Here is a 17,047-nt window from a genome sequence, read left to right on the forward strand (position 1 = left end):
TGCCCTGGTCTCGCCCATCCGTACGAGCCGGAGGAATGCAGTGGCAGCAGGCGACCGGGGGTCAACACCCGGAAAGTCCGGCGCGGGCTCCGGCGGTTCCGGTGCTGAATCGCTCATGCGGTCGTCCCTGAGCGCCGTCGCGCCGGGGACGACGCTGCGCGACGGTCTGGAGAGGATCCTGCGCGGCAACACCGGTGGCCTCATCGTCCTCGGCATGGACAAAACGGTCGAATCGATGTGCACGGGCGGCTTCGTCCTCGACGTGGAGTTCACGTCGACGCGGCTGCGGGAGCTGTGCAAGCTCGACGGCGCCCTGATCCTGGACAAGGACATCACCAAGATCCTGCGGGCGGGCGTCCAGCTGGTGCCGGACGCGTCGATCCCCACCGAGGAGACGGGCACCCGCCACCGCACCGCCGACCGGGTGTCCAAGCAGTGCGGCTTCCCCGTCATCTCGGTCTCCCAGTCGATGCGGCTGATCGCGCTGTACGTCAACGGCGAGCGGCGCGTCCTGGAGGAGTCCGCGGCGATCCTGTCCCGCGCCAACCAGGCACTCGCGACGCTGGAGCGCTACAAGCTGCGCCTGGACGAGGTCGCGGGCACGCTGTCGGCGCTGGAGATCGAGGACCTGGTGACGGTCCGGGACGTCACCGCCGTCGCGCAGCGCCTGGAGATGGTGCGCCGGATCGCCACCGAGATCGCCGAGTACGTGGTGGAGCTCGGCACGGACGGCCGGCTGCTGACGCTCCAGCTCGACGAGCTGATCGCGGGCGTCGAGCCCGAGCGTGAGCTGGTCGTACGGGACTACGTGCCGGAGCCGACGGCGAAACGCTCCCGCACGGTCGCCGAGGCGCTGGACGAGCTGAACGCGCTCACCCACACCGAGCTGCTCGAACTGCCCATGGTGGCGCGGGCGCTCGGCTACAGCGGCTCGCCCGAGACGCTGGACTCGGCTGTCTCCCCGCGCGGTTACCGCCTGCTCGCGAAGGTGCCGAGGCTGCCGGGCGCGATCATCGAGCGCCTGGTGGAACACTTCGGCGGCCTGCAGAAGCTGCTGGCCGCGAGCGTGGACGACCTCCAGGCGGTGGACGGCGTCGGCGAAGCGAGGGCCCGCAGTGTCCGCGAGGGCCTGTCGAGGCTGGCGGAGTCGTCCATCCTGGAGCGGTACGTCTGACCGGTGCCGCCGCACGGCCGGTGGCTGCTCCTGCGCTTCCGCACTCCTGCGCACCGGCTTCCCGGCAGGCAGGCCGCGAGCGATCACGCCCGGCTGCCGCACATGAACACACCCGGTCGTCACGCACCGCTCATCCGTGGACGCCCCGGGTGACCAGGCACCGAAGGGCCGGGCGGTCCGCCCGGCCCTTCGTGTGTCCACTCCCGTGGGCGGCGTGACCCCAGGGACTCCGGGGACTCCCGAGGACCCGGGGACCCGTGGAGTCCGTGGGGCCTGTGGACGGCTGGGCCGGTGGACCGGTGGGCCCCGAGGAACCCGCGAGATTCGTGCGGCCCGCGAGACCCGTAGGGCCCGTGGGCGCCCTGGTCAGTCCTGGTCCAGGCGTACCGACTTCTCGGACTGCGCCTGCGGGATCGTGGCCACGCCCGTCGAGATCTGTGCGAGGTAGGTGCCCGCGCCCGCGGCGGGCGGTGTGGCCGACGAGCACTTCGTGGTGGAGTGCCGTCGGTCCCACGTCACCGTGTGCGCGATGGCCGAGTGGGCGGGCACCTCGAAGTACAGGGTGACGGTCTTCGGGCAGTCCTTGGACGTCCAGATCCGGGTGTCCTCCGTGTCCGTGATCGTGAGGACCATCGACTTCGGCCCCAGGTTCACCTTGCACGTGGTGCCGGAGCTGTTCGTCACCACCAGCTTGAACTGCGGTTTCTCGTCCGGCTCGTAGGCCGCCTTCGTAGTCGTCAGGGAGACCTTGAGCGATCCCTTGCCGCAGGTCGGCAGCGAGGAACTGGCCGGTACCTGCCGCCCGGTGGGGATACCCGCCGCGCCGGAGCCCCCGGCCGCGCCGGCCGTGCCCGCCGTTCCGCCCGTACCGGTGGAACCCGCGCCGCCCGCGGAGCCGCCCGAACCGGCCGATCCCGCCGTACCGGCCGATCCCGCCGAACCAGCCGTGGCACCCGAGCCGTCGGCGCCGCCCGCGCCGCCGGAGCCGGCCGTGTCGCCGTTCTTCCCGCCGTCGTCGTCGCCGCCCGAACCGCCGTCGGAACCACCGCCCGACCCGTCCCGGCCGCCCGGTTCCCCGCCGATCGTGGGGCCGGAGCCGTTCGGTCCCGGTGTGATCGACGTAGCGGGCGCGGGCCCCGAGCCACGGTCGTCGTGTTTCTTGCCTACGCCACCGCCGCCCGAGGTGACGATCCAGGCGATCAGCGCGGCTGCCAGCACGATCAGGACGGCTGCCACGGACCTCCTTCGCCAGTAGATCGAGGAGGGAAGCGGCCCGACAGGATTACGCAGAGAACCCACGCGCCGAACTCTACGAGAGATCAGTGGCAACTCAGGCCCCACATGCCGCTCCTCCCGCAAGTTTTACGGATGATCATCACGGAGACGTTCCCGCATGTCCGTCCGGCGAGCCGTGCGACCATCGGTCTGTCATGACTGTCACCGAACAAAACCCCGCGGCCCTGCACACCGCCGTCATCGCCTGGTTCGAAGCCCACGCCCGCGACCTCCCCTGGCGCCGTCCCGAAGCGGGCGCCTGGGGCGTCATGGTCAGCGAGTTCATGCTCCAGCAGACGCCCGTCAGCCGCGTCCTGCCCGTCTACGAACAGTGGCTCGCGCGCTGGCCGCGCCCCGCCGACCTGGCCGCGGAGCCCCCGGGCGAGGCCGTGCGCGCCTGGGGCAGGCTCGGTTACCCGCGCCGCGCGCTGCGCCTGCACGCCGCCGCGCGGGCGATAGCGGAGCGGTACGACGGCGATGTGCCGCGCGATCACGCGCAGTTGCTGGCACTGCCCGGGGTCGGCGAGTACACGGCGGCGGCGATCGCGTCGTTCGCGTACGGCGGGCGGCACGCGGTCCTCGACACCAATGTGCGCCGGGTCCTCGCCCGCGCGGTCACCGGAGTCCAGTACCCGCCGAACGCCACCACGGCGGCCGAGCGCAGGCTCGCCCGCGCGCTGCTGCCCGACGACGAGGCGACAGCCGCCCGATGGGCCGCCGCCTCCATGGAGTTGGGCGCACTCGTGTGCACCGCCAGGAGCGAGGCGTGCGGCGCCTGCCCGCTCGCGGCGAGCTGCGCGTGGCGGCTGACGGGCAAACCCGCCCACGAGGGACCCGTACGCCGGGGCCAGACCTACGCCGGAACGGACCGGCAGGTGCGCGGCCGGCTCCTCGCCGTCCTGCGCGAGGCCACGGAGCCGGTGGCGCGAGCGCGACTCGACGCGGCGTGGGACGAACCGGTGCAACGGGCCCGCGCGCTCGACGGTCTGGTCGCCGACGGTCTCGTGGAACCCCTCAGTGGCGAGCGCTACCGCCTGCCGCTGAGCTGACCCGCCCACGTGGTGCCCGATATGTCGTCCCGTTACACAACCGATGGGCAGCCGTGCGCCCTCCTACGGGCGCCCCGGACAGCCCCGTGACAAGCGCTCCGTAATTTCTGTGGAAGACGCACAGCGCGTGGAACACGGGGTCGGAGGCGGTCAGGCATGGCATACGTCGGCGAGGTACTCGAATTCGAGGAGTACGTACGGACCCGGCAGGACGCCCTGCTCCGCAGTGCCCGGCGGCTCGTGCCCGACCCCGTCGACGCGCAGGACCTGCTGCAGACCGCCCTGGCCCGTACGTACCGCCGCTGGGAAGGCATCGCCGACAAGTCCCTTGCCGACGCCTACCTGCGCCGCGTCATGATCAACACCCGTACGGAGTGGTGGCGCGCGCGCAAGCTGGAAGAGGTGCCCACCGAGCAGCTGCCCGAGCCGTGCGTCGAGGACGGCGCGGAGCAGCGGGCCAACCGCGCCCTGCTGATGGACGTACTGTCCGTGCTCGCCCCGAAGCAGCGCAGTGTCGTCGTGCTGCGGCACTGGGAGCAGATGAGTACGGAGGAGACCGCTGCCGCGCTCGGAATGTCTGCGGGTACGGTGAAAAGCACACTGCACCGCGCCCTGGCCCGGCTCCGCGAGGAGCTGGAGACCCGCGAGTCCGAAGCCAGGGCCGGGGAGCGTGCGGAGAGCCGGTACACAGGCCGGCGTGAGGGTCCAGACCAGGAGCGGGGGCGGCAGCGGTGCGCGGCCTGAGGTCCCATGGGCCGTCCCCCCGGGGGGACGGCGACGGCAGGGGCAGATCCGCGGCGGCCCACGGGGCCGGGCCGCCGGCTCCGCCTGCCCCCGGCGACTCCTCGGAGCCGCGGGGGCCGGGGCCGGCCCGGGGCGCCGGTCCGAGGCCGGCTTCGGACCGGGCCGCGGCTGCGGCTGCGGCTTCTTCCGGCGCGGACCGTCCCGACCGCTCGGACCATCACGACCACTCGGGCTATCCCGACCACTCGGGCCGCCCCGACCACTCGGGCCGGATGCTTGCGACGCATCGCACCGGCCGGATCTTCGCCGCCGGCGGATCGGCCGTCGCCGGGCTGGCCGGCCTCGCCACCATCGGCCTGCTCGCCGGTGGCTGCTCCGCGGGCGGCACCGGCATGCGCGACGAGGGCCCCGCGGTCCCCGCGCCCGTCGAAAGGACCATGCCCACCCCGTCCGAGACGCCGGAGCAGCAGCCCACGAGCGTCGACCCGGTGTCCCTGCTGCGCGCCGACCCGCAGGTCAGCACGCGGGTCAAGCGCAGCCTGAAGCCCTGCGGCACCGACTCGTACCCGGTGAACACGTCCTACGGCGACCTCACGGGCGGCTCCCGGCCCGACATCGTGATCAACGTGACGACGTGCAAGGACTCCATCGGCATCGGTACGTACGTCTACCGCCTGGCGGACAGCGCCGCGGCCTCCGCGAAGTCCGGTGCGAGCACGACGTCGACCCGTACCCCGGGCGGGACCGGCACGGCCGCCGCGGGGGGGTCGCTCAGCGCCACCCCGAGCGCGGTCATGGACACGCGCCCCGTCCCCTACGAGGGCGCGGGGGTCGACGTGTCCGGGCCGACACCGCAGGTGAAACCGCTGCCGGGGAAGTACGAGAACGTCTTCGCGTCCGAGGAGCCGTCCGTCTACGGGACGATAGACCGGGGCGAGCTGGTCGTGACGCAGCAGGTCTACACGAAGGGCGACTCGGTGGCCTACCCGTCGGGCGAGGACGTCGTCACATACGACTGGACGAAGTCGAAGTTCACCGAGCGCTACCGGGTGCGCAACACGTACAGCAAGTCGAACGGCAACGACGACGACCTGGGCGCGCCCGCGCCCACCGTGACCGCGTCGAACTGACCGGGCACGCAACGCAGGAACAGACGCGGAGAGAAAGGCTGAGAGCGACCGGATGGCCGACACCCACGTGCTCTTCGTCGAGGACGACGACGTCATCCGCGAGGCCACCCAGCTCGCGCTGGAGCGCGACGGCTTCGCCGTGACCGCCATGCCCGACGGCCTGTCCGGCCTGGAGGCGTTCCGCGCCGACCGGCCCGACATCGCGCTGCTGGACGTGATGGTGCCCGGCCTCGACGGGGTGAGCCTGTGCCGGCGCATCCGCGACGAGTCGACCGTCCCCGTGATCATGCTTTCGGCGCGCGCCGACTCCATCGACGTCGTCCTCGGCCTGGAGGCCGGTGCCGACGACTACGTGACCAAACCCTTCGACGGCGCGGTGCTGGTCGCGCGGATCCGCGCGGTGCTGCGCCGCTTCGGTCACGCCGCGGGTTCCGGGAACACCGCGGAGGGCGAGCCGGGCGGGCGAGGAGGCACCGGCGGCCGGTCCGCCGTGCTGACGTTCGGCGACGTGGAGGTCGACACCGAGGGCATGGAGGTGCGCCGCGCGGGCGCGGCGGTCTCGCTGACCCCGACCGAGATGCGGCTGCTGCTGGAGTTCTCCACGTCGCCGGGGACCGTCCTGTCGCGGGACAAGCTGCTGGAGCGGGTCTGGGACTACGGCTGGGGCGGGGACACCCGGGTCGTGGACGTCCATGTGCAGCGGCTGCGGACGAAGATCGGCCAGGACAGGATCGAGACGGTCCGCGGTTTCGGGTACAAGCTCAAGGCATGAAGGACAGGAGCGGGCCGGCCCCCGACGCGTGCCCGGATGCCGCAGCGGGCACGGGCACAGGGGTGACCACGCGGACCAGGCACGCCGCCACCAGCACGAGGACGGGCGGCATGGGTACGGGCGGCACGGGTACGGGCGGCGCAGGCACGGACGGCACGGGTACGGGTACGGGCGGCGCAGGCACCCGTACGCGCGGCACGGGTACGCGCGGCGGCAAACGCGGCACAGGTACGGGAGCGGACGGGAGCGACGGCATGCGCACGAGGACCGGCACGCCCGTGACGGCGCTCCCCGCGGCCCTGGTGACGCTCCTCGCGGTCCCGGCCGACCCGTGCGCGAGCGCGGTGCGTGCGACCGCGGTGCGTGCGACCGCGGTGCGTGCGACCGCGGTGGGTGCGAGCTAACCCATGAGGCGCATCGCTCTGCGCACCGGCATCCGGTGGAAGATCAGCATCGCGATCGCCGCGGTCGGCGCGCTGATCGCGGTGGCGCTGAGCCTCGTCGTCCACAACGCCGCCCGCGTCTCCATGCTCGACAACGCGCGCGAGGTGCAGCTCTCGCAGACGCTGTTCGCGGAGCGGATGTACGACACCACCAAGGAGGCCAAGCTCGGCACGAAGATCAACGACCCCGCGCTCCCCGGTCCGCTGCGCTCCAAGACCAAGGAGGGCCGGCGCGCCACCCTGGTGGAGGGCGGCGGGGTGCCGGACATCTGGGCGGCCGTGCCGCTCGGCAACGGCACCGTGCTCTCCAGCCACAGCCGGCTCGCCGAACACTCCCTCATGATCATCGAGGACCTGGACCGCGCGCTGCTCGTGGGCTCGGCCGCCGTGGTCGTCGGCGGCTCCGCGCTCGGCATCCTGATCGGCGGCCAGATCTCACGCCGGCTGCGCAAGGCCGCCGCCGCCGCGGGACGGGTCGCGCAGGGCCACACGGACGTACGGGTCGGCACGGCCATCGGCGGAGTCGTACGGGACGAGACCGACGAACTCGCGCGCGCGATCGACGCGCTGACCGACGCGCTCGGCGAGCGCATCGAGGCGGAGCGCCGTGTCACGGCGGACATCGCGCACGAACTCCGTACCCCGGTCACCGGCCTGCTCACCGCCGCCGAACTGCTGCCGCCCGGCCGGCCGAGCGAGCTCGTACGGGACCGGGCGCAGGCGATGCGCACGCTGGTGGAGGACGTGCTGGAGGTGGCGCGCCTGGACAGCGCGTCGGAGCGGGCGGAACTCCAGGAGATCGCGCTCGGCGAGTTCGTGGAGCGGCGGGTCCTGGCGCTCGACCAGGAGGCCGGGATCTCGGTCGTACGGGAGTCGTGGGTCAACACGGATCCGCGGCGGCTGGAACGCATCCTCGGCAACCTCCTGGCGAACGCCAAGAAGCACGGCGGCTCCCCCGTCGAGGTGACCGTCGAGGGACGGGTGCTGCGGGTCAGGGACCACGGCCCCGGCTTCCCCGAGGAACTGCTGCGGGACGGCCCTAGCCGGTTCCGCACCGGTGCCTCCGACCGTGCGGGCCAGGGTCACGGCCTCGGCCTGACCATCGCGGCGGGCCAGGCGCGGGTGCTGGGAGCGCGGCTCACGTTCAGAAACGCCGGGGCGGACGGGACGGGCGGCGCGGTGGCGGTGCTGTGGCTGCCGGAACACGCGCCGACGACGACGGGCAGTTTCCCCGTCATCGCGCTCCCCGGGCAGTCCTGACAGAGCCCTCACCGCGGCGGAACCGCCCCCGTCCCGCTCGACGGCCGCGACATGTTCCGCCGGGCGCGCACTCGGCCCCGCTCTCCCGTCCGGGCGCCCCGGCCGCTCGGCCGCTCCACCTGATGTCCTGACTGAACGTCAACTCGCAACGCCCGTAGGTGACTTGACGGCGCTGTGCCAGAATGGGCCGATGGCATATTCCAAGCCGCCGGTCGACACCTCCAGACCGCACCCGGCGCGCGTCCACGACTTCCTGCTGGGCGGACGGAACAACTACCCGGCCGACCGGCGGGCCGCCGGGGAGCTCCCCGAGGAGGCGGCCAGGACCGCCCGGCAGAACAGGGCGTTCATGCACCGGGCCGTGGGCTGGCTCGCCAGCATCGGTGTCGAGCAGTACCTGGACGTCGGCAGCGGCATCCCGACGGAGCCGAACCTCCACCAGATCGTCCAGCGCGTCCGGCCGGCCTGCCGGATCGTCTACACCGACAACGACCCCGTCGTCCTGCGGCACGCACAGGCCCGCCTCACCGGCTCCCCGCAGGGTGCCACGCACTACGTCCAGGCCGACGTACGCGACCCGGCCGACCTGCTGGAGCAGGCCCGCGCCCTGCTGGACTTCGGACGGCCGGTGGCGCTGTCGCTGATCGGGCTGCTGCACGTCCTGCCGGACGACCAGGACCCGTACGGCATCGCCCGGACGCTCGTCGGGGCGATGCCCTCGGGCGCGCACCTCGTCCTCGCGCACGGCACGTCCGACTTCGCCCCCGGGGCCGAGGCCACCCGCGGGAGCACGCACGGCTGCGCGACGCCCGGCCGGAGCGGGATCGCGCGACCGCGCACCCGCGGCGAGGCGGCGCGCTTCCTCGAAGGACTGGACTTCGTCGAGCCGGGGCTCGTCACGGCCCCGCTCTGGTACAAGGACACCCCGCCGCCGGACGACGAGATGTCGGACGTCTACGCGGCCGTGGCGCGCGTCCCGTAACCTCCCGTGGCGGCCCGCGCGGGTACCGGACGGCCCCGTGGGGGGCCCGTGTCCTGCGTGGACTCCGGGGCTCCTTGCCGCCCCGTGCGGACCCGGAGGACGGACGACTTACTTGCCGCCCGGCTAGTACGTACAATGGGAAGCGGAGGCTCCGCCCGACCGGCCCCACCCCGGGCGACCGGGCCGTCGGCGGCGGGCCGAACCCGCGGACGAGAGATCCGCACGAGAGAGACGAGAGCGCGCCATGGCCAGCACGGGAACCCCGCGCCGCAGCGACACCCGGCAGCGGATTCAGGACGTCGCCCTCGACCTCTTCGTCGAACACGGCTACGAGAAGACGTCACTGCGGGAGATCGCCGAGCGGCTGGACGTCACCAAGGCCGCCCTGTACTACCACTTCAAGACCAAGGAAGACATCCTGGTCAGCCTGTTCGCGGACCGGGCAGGACCGCTCGACGACCTCATCGCCTGGGGCGAGGCCCAGCCGAACACGCTGGAGTCCAAGAAGGAGTTCCTGCGGCGCTACGCCGAGCAGCTCAAGGGCGCGTCCCGGCTGTTCCGCTTCGCCCAGGAGAACCAGGCCGAACTGCGCGACCTGAAGGTCGGCGAGACGTTCCGGAGCCGCATCGAGACGACGGTGGAACTGCTGCTCACCCCCGACCCCTCGCTCTCGGACCGGGTACGCACCACGACCGCGCTGTTCTCCCTGCACGTCGGGATGTTCGCCCTGAAAGACGTCGAAGGAGACCCCGAGGAGAAGTACGACGCTCTCCTCGAAGTCTCCTTCGAGCTGCTGGCCGCGGCCCACGAAGGGGGCCCCGGCCAGGACGCCTGACGGCACCCGTGGGGGAATCGGGCACGGTCGGGCGGGCTCCCGGATCCGCACGGTCCGCGAAGTCGGACCGGTGGGGCCGGACCGGGCAGGCCGGATCGGGCTGATCCATCAGGCTGATCGGATCAGGCAAGGATCGGATCGGCCCGGATCGCGTGGAGCCGGACCGGTCGGGTGGGATCAGGCGGCCCGGCCGGTCGGGCCGGACCGCGCGGTCCCGAGGCCCTCGGGACCGATCGGCCGGGTCAGACCTTCACGCCCATCTCGTGCAGGAACGTGACGGGGTTGATGGCCGAGCCGTAGTTCGGCGTGTCGCGGATCTCGAAGTGCAGGTGCGGGCCGGTCGTGTTGCCGGTGTTGCCGGACTTCGCGATCTCCTCGCCGGTCTTCACGTTCTCGCCCACGTGCACCTCGATCTTCGAGAGGTGCGCGTACTGCGAGAACTTGCCGTCGGAGTGCTGGATCACGATGGCGTTGCCGTACGCGTCACCGTCACCGGCGCCGTGCGGGCCCGCCTTGACGACGGTGCCGCTGTGCGCGGCGTGGACGTCGGTGCCGATCGGTACGGCGAAGTCCTGGCCGGAGTGCTTGTGGATCCAGTGGCTGCCGGAGTCGTCGAAGCCGGCAGTCAGCTTGTAGTGCTGCACGGGGTCGATCCAGGACACGGCCTTCTTCGTGGCCGCGGCCTTGACCGCCTTGGCGTGCGCGGCCTTGATCTGCTGGGCGTGCGCGGCGGTCTGCTCGGCGTGCGGGGCGGCCTTGGCCTGCGCGGCCGCCTGGTCGTGCACGGCGGTGGCGGACGCGACGGTGGCGGTGTGCTGGGTGACGGGCGCCTGGGCGCCGGTGTCGCCGGTCGCGGCGAACGCGGCCCCGGCCCCGGCCACCAGCGACACACCGAGTCCGGCGGCCACTACGGCGGCACGACCACGACGGACGGTGATGTTCGGGGTGCGGAACTTCGAGCGCTGCGGCATGCGGGAAACCTCCGGACGTAAGCGGACCCGGCGCTCATGCACCGGGCTTGCTCCACCTTGGTAACCCGACCTGGCATCTCACCTCAAATGCCTCATCTACGACATCACCTCGTAGGGCGCCCATGGCCGAAAGTCCCTTGACGGCAGGGGACAAGCCGCTCTCCTCGGAACTTATCCACGCATATCGGGCAATTTAACCGTCATCTATCCGGTATTCCAACGAACTCACCTAGTAGTGCCGAAATGGCCTGTGCGCCTTGTCACGGGCGGTGGGCCGAAGGACTGTCCGGTTCGGGACCAAGGCCCTGGTCCCACCGGGACCCGGGCAGGACCTTTCCGGCCTCTCCCGGGGACCTTTCCTGGGGTCCCGGGGGCCATCGACCCCCACCCCCGGCGCCCGGATCGGGTGCCGCGACGACGGACGACGGACGGCCGAGGCACTGCCCCGGTACGTCGGTGGACGAACGGCGGACGGACCGAGGCACTGCCCCGGTGCGTCGGTGCGTCGGTGCGTCGGTGCGTCGGTACGTCGGTACGTCGGTACGTCGGTGGACGAACGGCGGACGGACCCGGAGGGCATCACCGGTCCTGAGGCTCCCTGGGCCGTCCCGGGAGGCACCGTGGGCCTCCTCGGGCCGCCCCCGGCCGTCCCGGAGCTGTCCCGGAGCTGTCCGTTGCTCAGCCGCTCGGCAGTCCCCCCGTCCCCGTGCCCGGAGGGCACCACCGGTCCTGAGGCTCCCCCGGCCTCCCCGGCCCGTCCCGGGCCGTCCCGCAGCTGTCCGTGTGCTCAGCCGCTCGGCCGTCCCCCGTCCCCGTGCTGTCCCCGTGCTGTCCGCCGTGCCATCTGTGACCGGGCCCGGAGTCCGAGGTCCCCGCGCAGGCGTTCACGCGTACGTCCGGCCGCCTCCCCGCGCCGCTGCCCGCGCCCTCAGGCGGCCGGTCCGGGGAGGGAGCGCTCCGCAGCGGTCCGGGCGAGGCCGGTCCCTGCCGCCTCAGAGGTAGGCCGCTCCCTGCCTGTCCAGGGCCGACCGCAGGGCGTCGGGCCGCTCCGTGCCGTAGCGGGTGGGGGCCGTTCCGCGTCGAACGCGTCCTGCGCGACGCCGGGGCGGGGGCGCCGCCGACGGGCCCCGGACCCGCCGGAGGAGCCCGCCGGGGCCGCCACCCGCTGGGCCCGGCCCGCGCCGCCCGGCGCCCGCCGGGCGTCCGCCGGGCGTCCGTACACCGGCCGGGCCGCGTACGGGTGAGCGGGCCCACGCACGGCGACCCGTCCGTACGGGCATGCGAAAGGGCCGGGCCCCGGACCGATTCATCGGTCCGGGGCCCGGCCCCTTGTCGCCTGTCACGGTGGCGCGCACCGACGCGCGCCACGCGCTAAGCGCGGAAGGTCACGCTTCCTTCGTCAGGTTCGGGCCGCCGCCCGCCGCCTGCTCGATGGGAGGAGCGTCCGGCAGCGCCGCCTTCTCCTCGCCACGGAAGGTGAACTTCTCCTCTTCACCCTCACCCTCGGTGCCGACGACCACGATGTGGCCCGGGCGCAGCTCGCCGAAGAGGATCTTCTCCGACAGTGCGTCCTCGACCTCGCGCTGGATCGTCCGGCGCAGCGGCCGGGCGCCCATCACCGGGTCGTAACCCCGCTTGGCGAGCAGGTCCTTCGCGGCCTGGCTGAGCTCGATGCCCATGTCCCGGTCCCTGAGGCGCTCGTCCATCTCGTGCACCCGCAGGTCCACGATCTTGAGGATGTCCGCCGGCGTGAGCTGCGGGAAGACGATGACCTCGTCGACACGGTTGAGGAACTCGGGGCGGAAGTGCTGCTTCAGCTCGTCGCTGACCTTCGCCTTCATCCGCTCGTAGTTCGACTTCGTGTCGCCCTGAGCCGCGAAGCCCAGGTTGAAGCCCTTCGAGATGTCCCGGGTCCCGAGGTTGGTCGTCATGATGATGACCGTGTTCTTGAAGTCCACGACCCGGCCCTGGGAGTCGGTCAGACGACCGTCCTCCAGGATCTGGAGAAGGGAATTGAAGATATCGGGGTGGGCCTTCTCGACCTCGTCGAAGAGGACGACGGAGAACGGCTTCCTGCGGACCTTCTCGGTGAGCTGGCCGCCCTCCTCGTAACCCACGTATCCGGGGGGAGAACCGAAGAGACGGGAAACCGTGTGCTTCTCGCTGAACTCCGACATGTCGAGGGAGATCAGCGCGTCCTCGTCGCCGAAGAGGAATTCCGCGAGCGCCTTGGACAGCTCCGTCTTACCGACACCGGACGGGCCGGCGAAGATGAACGAGCCACCGGGACGCTTCGGGTCCTTCAGACCCGCTCGCGTACGCCGGATCGCCCGGGAGAGCGCCGCGACGGCGTCCACCTGGCCGATGACGCGCCGGTGCAGCTCGTCCTCCATGCGCAGCAGACGCGAGGACTCCTCCTCGGTGAGCTTGAAGACCGGGATGCCGGTGGCCGTGGCCAGAACCTCGGCGATCAGGTCCTCGTCGACCTCGGCGACGACGTCCATGTCGCCGGCCTTCCACTCCTTCTCCCGCTTGGTCTTCGCGGCCAGCAGCTGCTTCTCCTTGTCGCGGAGGGACGCTGCCTTCTCGAAGTCCTGGGAGTCGATGGCCGACTCCTTCTCGCGGCGGACACCGGCGATCTTCTCGTCGAACTCGCGCAGGTCCGGCGGCGCGGTCATCCGGCGGATGCGCATCCGGGAACCGGCCTCGTCGATCAGGTCGATCGCCTTGTCCGGCAGGAAGCGGTCCGAGATGTAGCGGTCGGCCAGGGTGGCCGCCGCGACGAGCGCCGAGTCGGTGATGGAGACGCGGTGGTGGGCCTCGTACCGGTCACGGAGACCCTTGAGGATCTCGATGGTGTGCGGCAGGGAGGGCTCGGCGACCTGGATGGGCTGGAAGCGGCGCTCAAGGGCCGCGTCCTTCTCCAGGTACTTCCGGTACTCCTCCAGCGTCGTCGCACCGATGGTCTGGAGCTCACCGCGGGCCAGCATCGGCTTGAGGATGCTCGCGGCGTCGATCGCGCCCTCGGCGGCGCCCGCACCCACGAGGGTGTGGAGCTCGTCGATGAACAGGATGATGTCGCCGCGGGTGCGGATCTCCTTGAGGACCTTCTTCAGGCGCTCCTCGAAGTCACCGCGGTAGCGGGAGCCGGCGACCAGGGCACCGAGGTCCAGGGTGTAGAGGTGCTTGTCCTTGAGGGTCTCGGGCACCTCGCCCTTGACGATCGCCTGGGCCAGGCCCTCGACGACCGCCGTCTTGCCGACGCCGGGCTCACCGATGAGCACCGGGTTGTTCTTCGTGCGTCGGGACAGGACCTGCATGACCCGCTCGATTTCCTTCTCGCGCCCGATGACCGGGTCGAGCTTGGACTCGCGGGCCGCCTGGGTGAGGTTCCGGCCGAACTGGTCGAGGACCAGCGACGTGGAGGGCGTGCCCTCCTGGGGGCCGCCGGCGGTGGCGGACTCCTTCGTCTGGTAGCCGGACAGCAGCTGGATGACCTGCTGCCGCACCCGGTTGAGGTCGGCGCCCAGCTTCACGAGGACCTGGGCGGCGACGCCCTCGCCCTCGCGGATGAGGCCGAGCAGGATGTGCTCGGTGCCGATGTAGTTGTGGCCCAGCTGAAGGGCCTCGCGGAGCGACAGCTCCAGGACCTTCTTCGCACGAGGAGTGAAGGGGATGTGGCCGGACGGGGCCTGCTGGCCCTGGCCGATGATCTCCTCCACCTGCTGGCGAACCGCCTCGAGCGAAATCCCGAGGCTCTCCAGGGCCTTAGCGGCGACACCCTCACCCTCGTGGATCAGTCCCAGGAGAATGTGCTCGGTGCCGATGTAGTTGTGGTTGAGCATCCGGGCTTCTTCCTGAGCCAGGACGACAACCCGCCGCGCGCGGTCGGTGAACCTCTCGAACATCGTTATCGCTCCTCAGAGCGGTCAGGCAGTAAAAGGGGTCGGTCCCCTCTCTGTCCTTCCGCAGCTTAGTCCCGCAAGCGGGGACCGCTCGGGTCCATCCCCGCATCCACGGGGAGCAGCATCCCTCCTGGACTGCTGACGAACGCTCCAACCCGATGGTGCGAGACGATGTTCCCCCAGGCCAAGCAGATACCGCCGTCATCACTACGCCGATGGCGAACGGAAAACGCCCGGACCCGCGTGGCGCCCCTCCCCACTAGGGATGTCTTACCCGCGCACACCGGCGGTCCATGCCGCGTTCCCCCCTCCCCTCAGCTACGGGCGAACAGCGGCCCACGCCGGGGCCGGACACACCGGGCACCCAGCGTGATCAAAACAGCGCCCAGCGTAACCCCGGTGGCCGTTCGACCGTTGGCCTTTCATGCCGCTCCCCGTCCCCGGCCCACGGGCCCCCCGCTCGCACGACCCCGCACGCGGGCTCCTGCGGGAGCGGATCGCCCGCTTCTACGAGGAGGACCTCGGCTGGCCCGTGCAGCGGGAGGAGCCGGACGGCCCGGCACGACTGGCGACCGGGGTCGTCTTCGACGCCCTGGAACTGCCGGCGCGTGCGGGGCGTGCGGTGGTCGACCGCCTCGACGAAGCGGCTCGCGCCGACCGCGCCGGATGCCCTGCCGGGCCGACCGGGCCGGTCACCGGCCCGGTGGCGCTGAGCGCCGACCGGTCGAGGATGTGGGTACTGCTGGCGCCCGGCAGCGCCGACGAGGTGCCCGGGCTGCTCGACTGGCTGGAGTGGGGCGGTATCGCCCTGGACCTCGACGCCCTCGGTGCGGGGCGGAGCGTCCCGGCTCCGGTACCGCCCCGGTGGCCCGTACTCGCCACGCAGGGGGCCGCCGTGTGGCTGCGGCCCCCCGGACGTGTGCGCGGCGGTCGGTGCGGCGGTCACCTCGACGAGGAATCCGATGGCGGCGCGTCCCGCTCCGCACGGCCGGCGCCGTCCGGACTACCGGCACTGCGACTGTGCGGCGGCGCAGGAGGAATCGGCACCACGGAAATCGGCACCGGGGGCAGCGGTGGGGATGCCCCCGATCTCGTACGGCTCGTGGACGCGGCAGCGGCGGAGTGCCACCGGATCCGCCTCGCTCGCGGACTCGCGCGAGGAATTGCCGCGGGTGCGAATCCTCAGCCGTTGGCCTTCTCGTAGGCCTCGCGGATCTCGGCCGGAACGCGGCCGCGGTCGTTCACGTTGTAGCCGTTGTCCTTGGCCCACTTGCGGATTTCCGCGGTGTCCTTGTTGCCGCCGGTGACAACGCGTCCCTTGCCACGACCGGTCGCACCACGGCCGCCGGTACGGCGCCCGCTCTTGGTGTACGGGTCGAGCAGGCCGCGGAGCTTGTCGGCATTGGCGGTCGTGAGGTCGATCTCGTACGTCTTCCCGTCGAGCGCGAACGTGACGGTCTCGTCCGCCTCGCCGCCGTCGAGGTCGTCGACAAGAAGGACCTGAACCTTCTGTGCCACCGGATTTCCTTTCATCGAAAATGCAGTACGCGGAAAGGAAACCCCTTTTCCCGGGAAAACACAAACCCCTGGGAGAGGTTGAGTGGTTCAACAAACGGGAAACGCACGCGATTCGGACATCTTCCCGCGCGTCACAGGTGCAGAAGCATGCGGCTGTTGCCCAGGGTGTTCGGCTTCACCCGTTCGAGACCGAGGAACTCGGCAACGCCCTCGTCATAGGAACGCAACAGCTCTCTGTACACATCTCGGTCGACAGGTGTCCCATCGATCTCCACGAACCCGTGCTTCGTGAAGAAGTCGACTTCGAAGGTCAAGCAGAATACGCGGCTCACGCCGAGCTCACGCGCGGCGTCCAGCAGCTTCGCGAGGAGCTTGTGCCCGACTCCCGCACCCTTCGCCGAAGGGTCCACGGCGAGTGTGCGCACTTCGGCGAGGTCTTCCCACAGGGGATGGAGCGCGCCGCAGCCGATGACCGCTCCGTCGGACGCGCGTTCCGCGACCCAGAACTCCTGGATGTCCTCGTAAAGCGTCACCGGTGCTTTGTCGAGCAGGATCCCCGCGCCCGCGTATCGCCCCACGAGGCGTCGCACCACCGTGACGTCCCGCGTCCTGGCACGTCGGACAGTGACCTGGTTCCGGCTCTCGGGATCGTCATGAGGAAGCGGCTGCGCGGAAGACATGTGCGGGACGCTATCGCCCCGACTCCGAAGAGGCGTCGGCGCCCTGGGACTCGTCCGCCGCCGGTGAGCGGCCGGCAGCGGGCCTGACGGTCCTGCGGGCATCACCGGTTCCGGCGCGCCCCGGTCCGTTTTCCTGGCGCCGGCGTTTGTCGGAGGGCGCGGCTTCTTCGCCCGGTTCGGCTTCTTCGGCCGCGCTCTGTTCGGATGCCGTCTGTTCCGATGCCGTCTTCGTGGATGCCGTCTTCGTGGATGCCGACTCTTCGGGTCCGGTCTCTTCGCCGGCGTTCTCTTCGCGAACCACGGCCCGTT

Annotated in this window: 15 protein-coding genes; 10 read left to right on the forward strand and 5 right to left on the reverse strand. The window is 71.5% G+C overall.

The window, feature by feature from the left end; genetic code table 11:
* Positions 1 to 40: 40 nt before the first annotated feature.
* On the forward strand, positions 41 to 1,174 hold the full coding sequence (disA, locus tag OG310_RS15025; protein WP_329456383.1) for a DNA integrity scanning diadenylate cyclase DisA: 1,134 nt from the start codon (positions 41 to 43) through the stop codon (positions 1,172 to 1,174).
* Positions 1,175 to 1,540: 366 nt separating this feature from the next.
* Here the strand turns inward: disA and OG310_RS15030 are convergent, their stop codons facing one another.
* The gene (locus OG310_RS15030) at positions 1,541 to 2,410 is read right to left on the reverse strand and encodes a hypothetical protein (protein WP_329456384.1); all 870 of its coding nucleotides are present in this window, start codon (positions 2,408 to 2,410) and stop codon (positions 1,541 to 1,543) included.
* Positions 2,411 to 2,604: 194 nt separating this feature from the next.
* Here OG310_RS15030 and OG310_RS15035 point away from each other — a divergent pair, with 194 nt between their 5' ends.
* The 8 genes from OG310_RS15035 to OG310_RS15070 all read left to right on the forward strand — a co-directional run bounded on the left by OG310_RS15035 (position 2,605) and on the right by OG310_RS15070 (position 9,664).
* A complete protein-coding gene (locus OG310_RS15035; RefSeq protein WP_329456385.1) occupies positions 2,605 to 3,498 on the forward strand; it encodes an A/G-specific adenine glycosylase in 894 nt (297 codons plus the stop codon).
* Between the two features lie 156 nt (positions 3,499 to 3,654).
* Entirely contained in the window at positions 3,655 to 4,242 is a 588-nt protein-coding gene (locus OG310_RS15040; protein WP_329456386.1) for a SigE family RNA polymerase sigma factor, read from the forward strand.
* A 272-nt stretch (positions 4,243 to 4,514) separates the two neighbouring features.
* Complete coding sequence (locus OG310_RS15045) at positions 4,515 to 5,372, forward strand: hypothetical protein (protein WP_329456387.1); 858 nt, start codon at positions 4,515 to 4,517, stop codon at positions 5,370 to 5,372.
* Between the two features lie 52 nt (positions 5,373 to 5,424).
* The gene (gene cseB, locus OG310_RS15050) at positions 5,425 to 6,144 is read left to right on the forward strand and encodes a two-component system response regulator CseB (protein WP_329456388.1); all 720 of its coding nucleotides are present in this window, start codon (positions 5,425 to 5,427) and stop codon (positions 6,142 to 6,144) included.
* Positions 6,141 to 6,548, forward strand: coding sequence for a hypothetical protein (locus tag OG310_RS15055; RefSeq protein WP_329456389.1), 408 nt, complete (start codon positions 6,141 to 6,143; stop codon positions 6,546 to 6,548). Before cseB ends, OG310_RS15055 begins: the two co-directional genes overlap by 4 nt.
* Before the next feature lie 3 nt (positions 6,549 to 6,551).
* Complete coding sequence (gene cseC, locus OG310_RS15060; protein ID WP_329456390.1) at positions 6,552 to 7,847, forward strand: two-component system sensor histidine kinase CseC; 1,296 nt, start codon at positions 6,552 to 6,554, stop codon at positions 7,845 to 7,847.
* Positions 7,848 to 8,037: 190 nt separating this feature from the next.
* Positions 8,038 to 8,829 (forward strand): SAM-dependent methyltransferase, encoded by a 792-nt coding sequence (locus tag OG310_RS15065; RefSeq protein WP_329456391.1) that lies wholly within the window; start codon positions 8,038 to 8,040, stop codon positions 8,827 to 8,829.
* Between the two features lie 244 nt (positions 8,830 to 9,073).
* Positions 9,074 to 9,664 carry a TetR/AcrR family transcriptional regulator gene (locus OG310_RS15070; RefSeq protein WP_329456392.1) on the forward strand — a complete coding sequence of 197 codons (591 nt, stop codon included), beginning with the start codon at positions 9,074 to 9,076 and terminating at the stop codon, positions 9,662 to 9,664.
* Positions 9,665 to 9,906: 242 nt separating this feature from the next.
* Here OG310_RS15070 and OG310_RS15075 read toward each other — a convergent pair whose 3' ends face one another.
* Together OG310_RS15075 and OG310_RS15080 are read right to left on the reverse strand one after the other, a co-directional pair.
* Complete coding sequence (locus OG310_RS15075; RefSeq protein WP_329456393.1) at positions 9,907 to 10,635, reverse strand: M23 family metallopeptidase; 729 nt, start codon at positions 10,633 to 10,635, stop codon at positions 9,907 to 9,909.
* A gap of 1,385 nt (positions 10,636 to 12,020) precedes the next feature.
* Entirely contained in the window at positions 12,021 to 14,543 is a 2,523-nt protein-coding gene (locus tag OG310_RS15080) for an ATP-dependent Clp protease ATP-binding subunit (RefSeq protein WP_329456394.1), read from the reverse strand.
* A gap of 421 nt (positions 14,544 to 14,964) precedes the next feature.
* Between OG310_RS15080 and OG310_RS15085 the strand changes: the two genes are divergently transcribed.
* Positions 14,965 to 15,744: an SCO3374 family protein gene (locus OG310_RS15085; RefSeq protein ID WP_329456395.1), complete on the forward strand. Its 780-nt coding sequence runs from the start codon at positions 14,965 to 14,967 to the stop codon at positions 15,742 to 15,744.
* On the opposite strand, the gene OG310_RS15090 is transcribed toward OG310_RS15085, so the two are convergent.
* Positions 15,723 to 16,058: a histone-like nucleoid-structuring protein Lsr2 gene (locus OG310_RS15090; protein ID WP_329456396.1), complete on the reverse strand. Its 336-nt coding sequence runs from the start codon at positions 16,056 to 16,058 to the stop codon at positions 15,723 to 15,725. The genes OG310_RS15085 and OG310_RS15090 overlap by 22 nt on opposite strands.
* Before the next feature lie 131 nt (positions 16,059 to 16,189).
* Entirely contained in the window at positions 16,190 to 16,738 is a 549-nt protein-coding gene (locus OG310_RS15095; RefSeq protein WP_329456397.1) for an amino-acid N-acetyltransferase, read from the reverse strand.
* Positions 16,739 to 17,047 lie beyond the last annotated feature (309 nt).

Origin of the sequence: Streptomyces sp. NBC_01497 (assembly GCF_036250695.1) — a bacterium.
Taxonomy (GTDB): domain Bacteria; phylum Actinomycetota; class Actinomycetes; order Streptomycetales; family Streptomycetaceae; genus Streptomyces.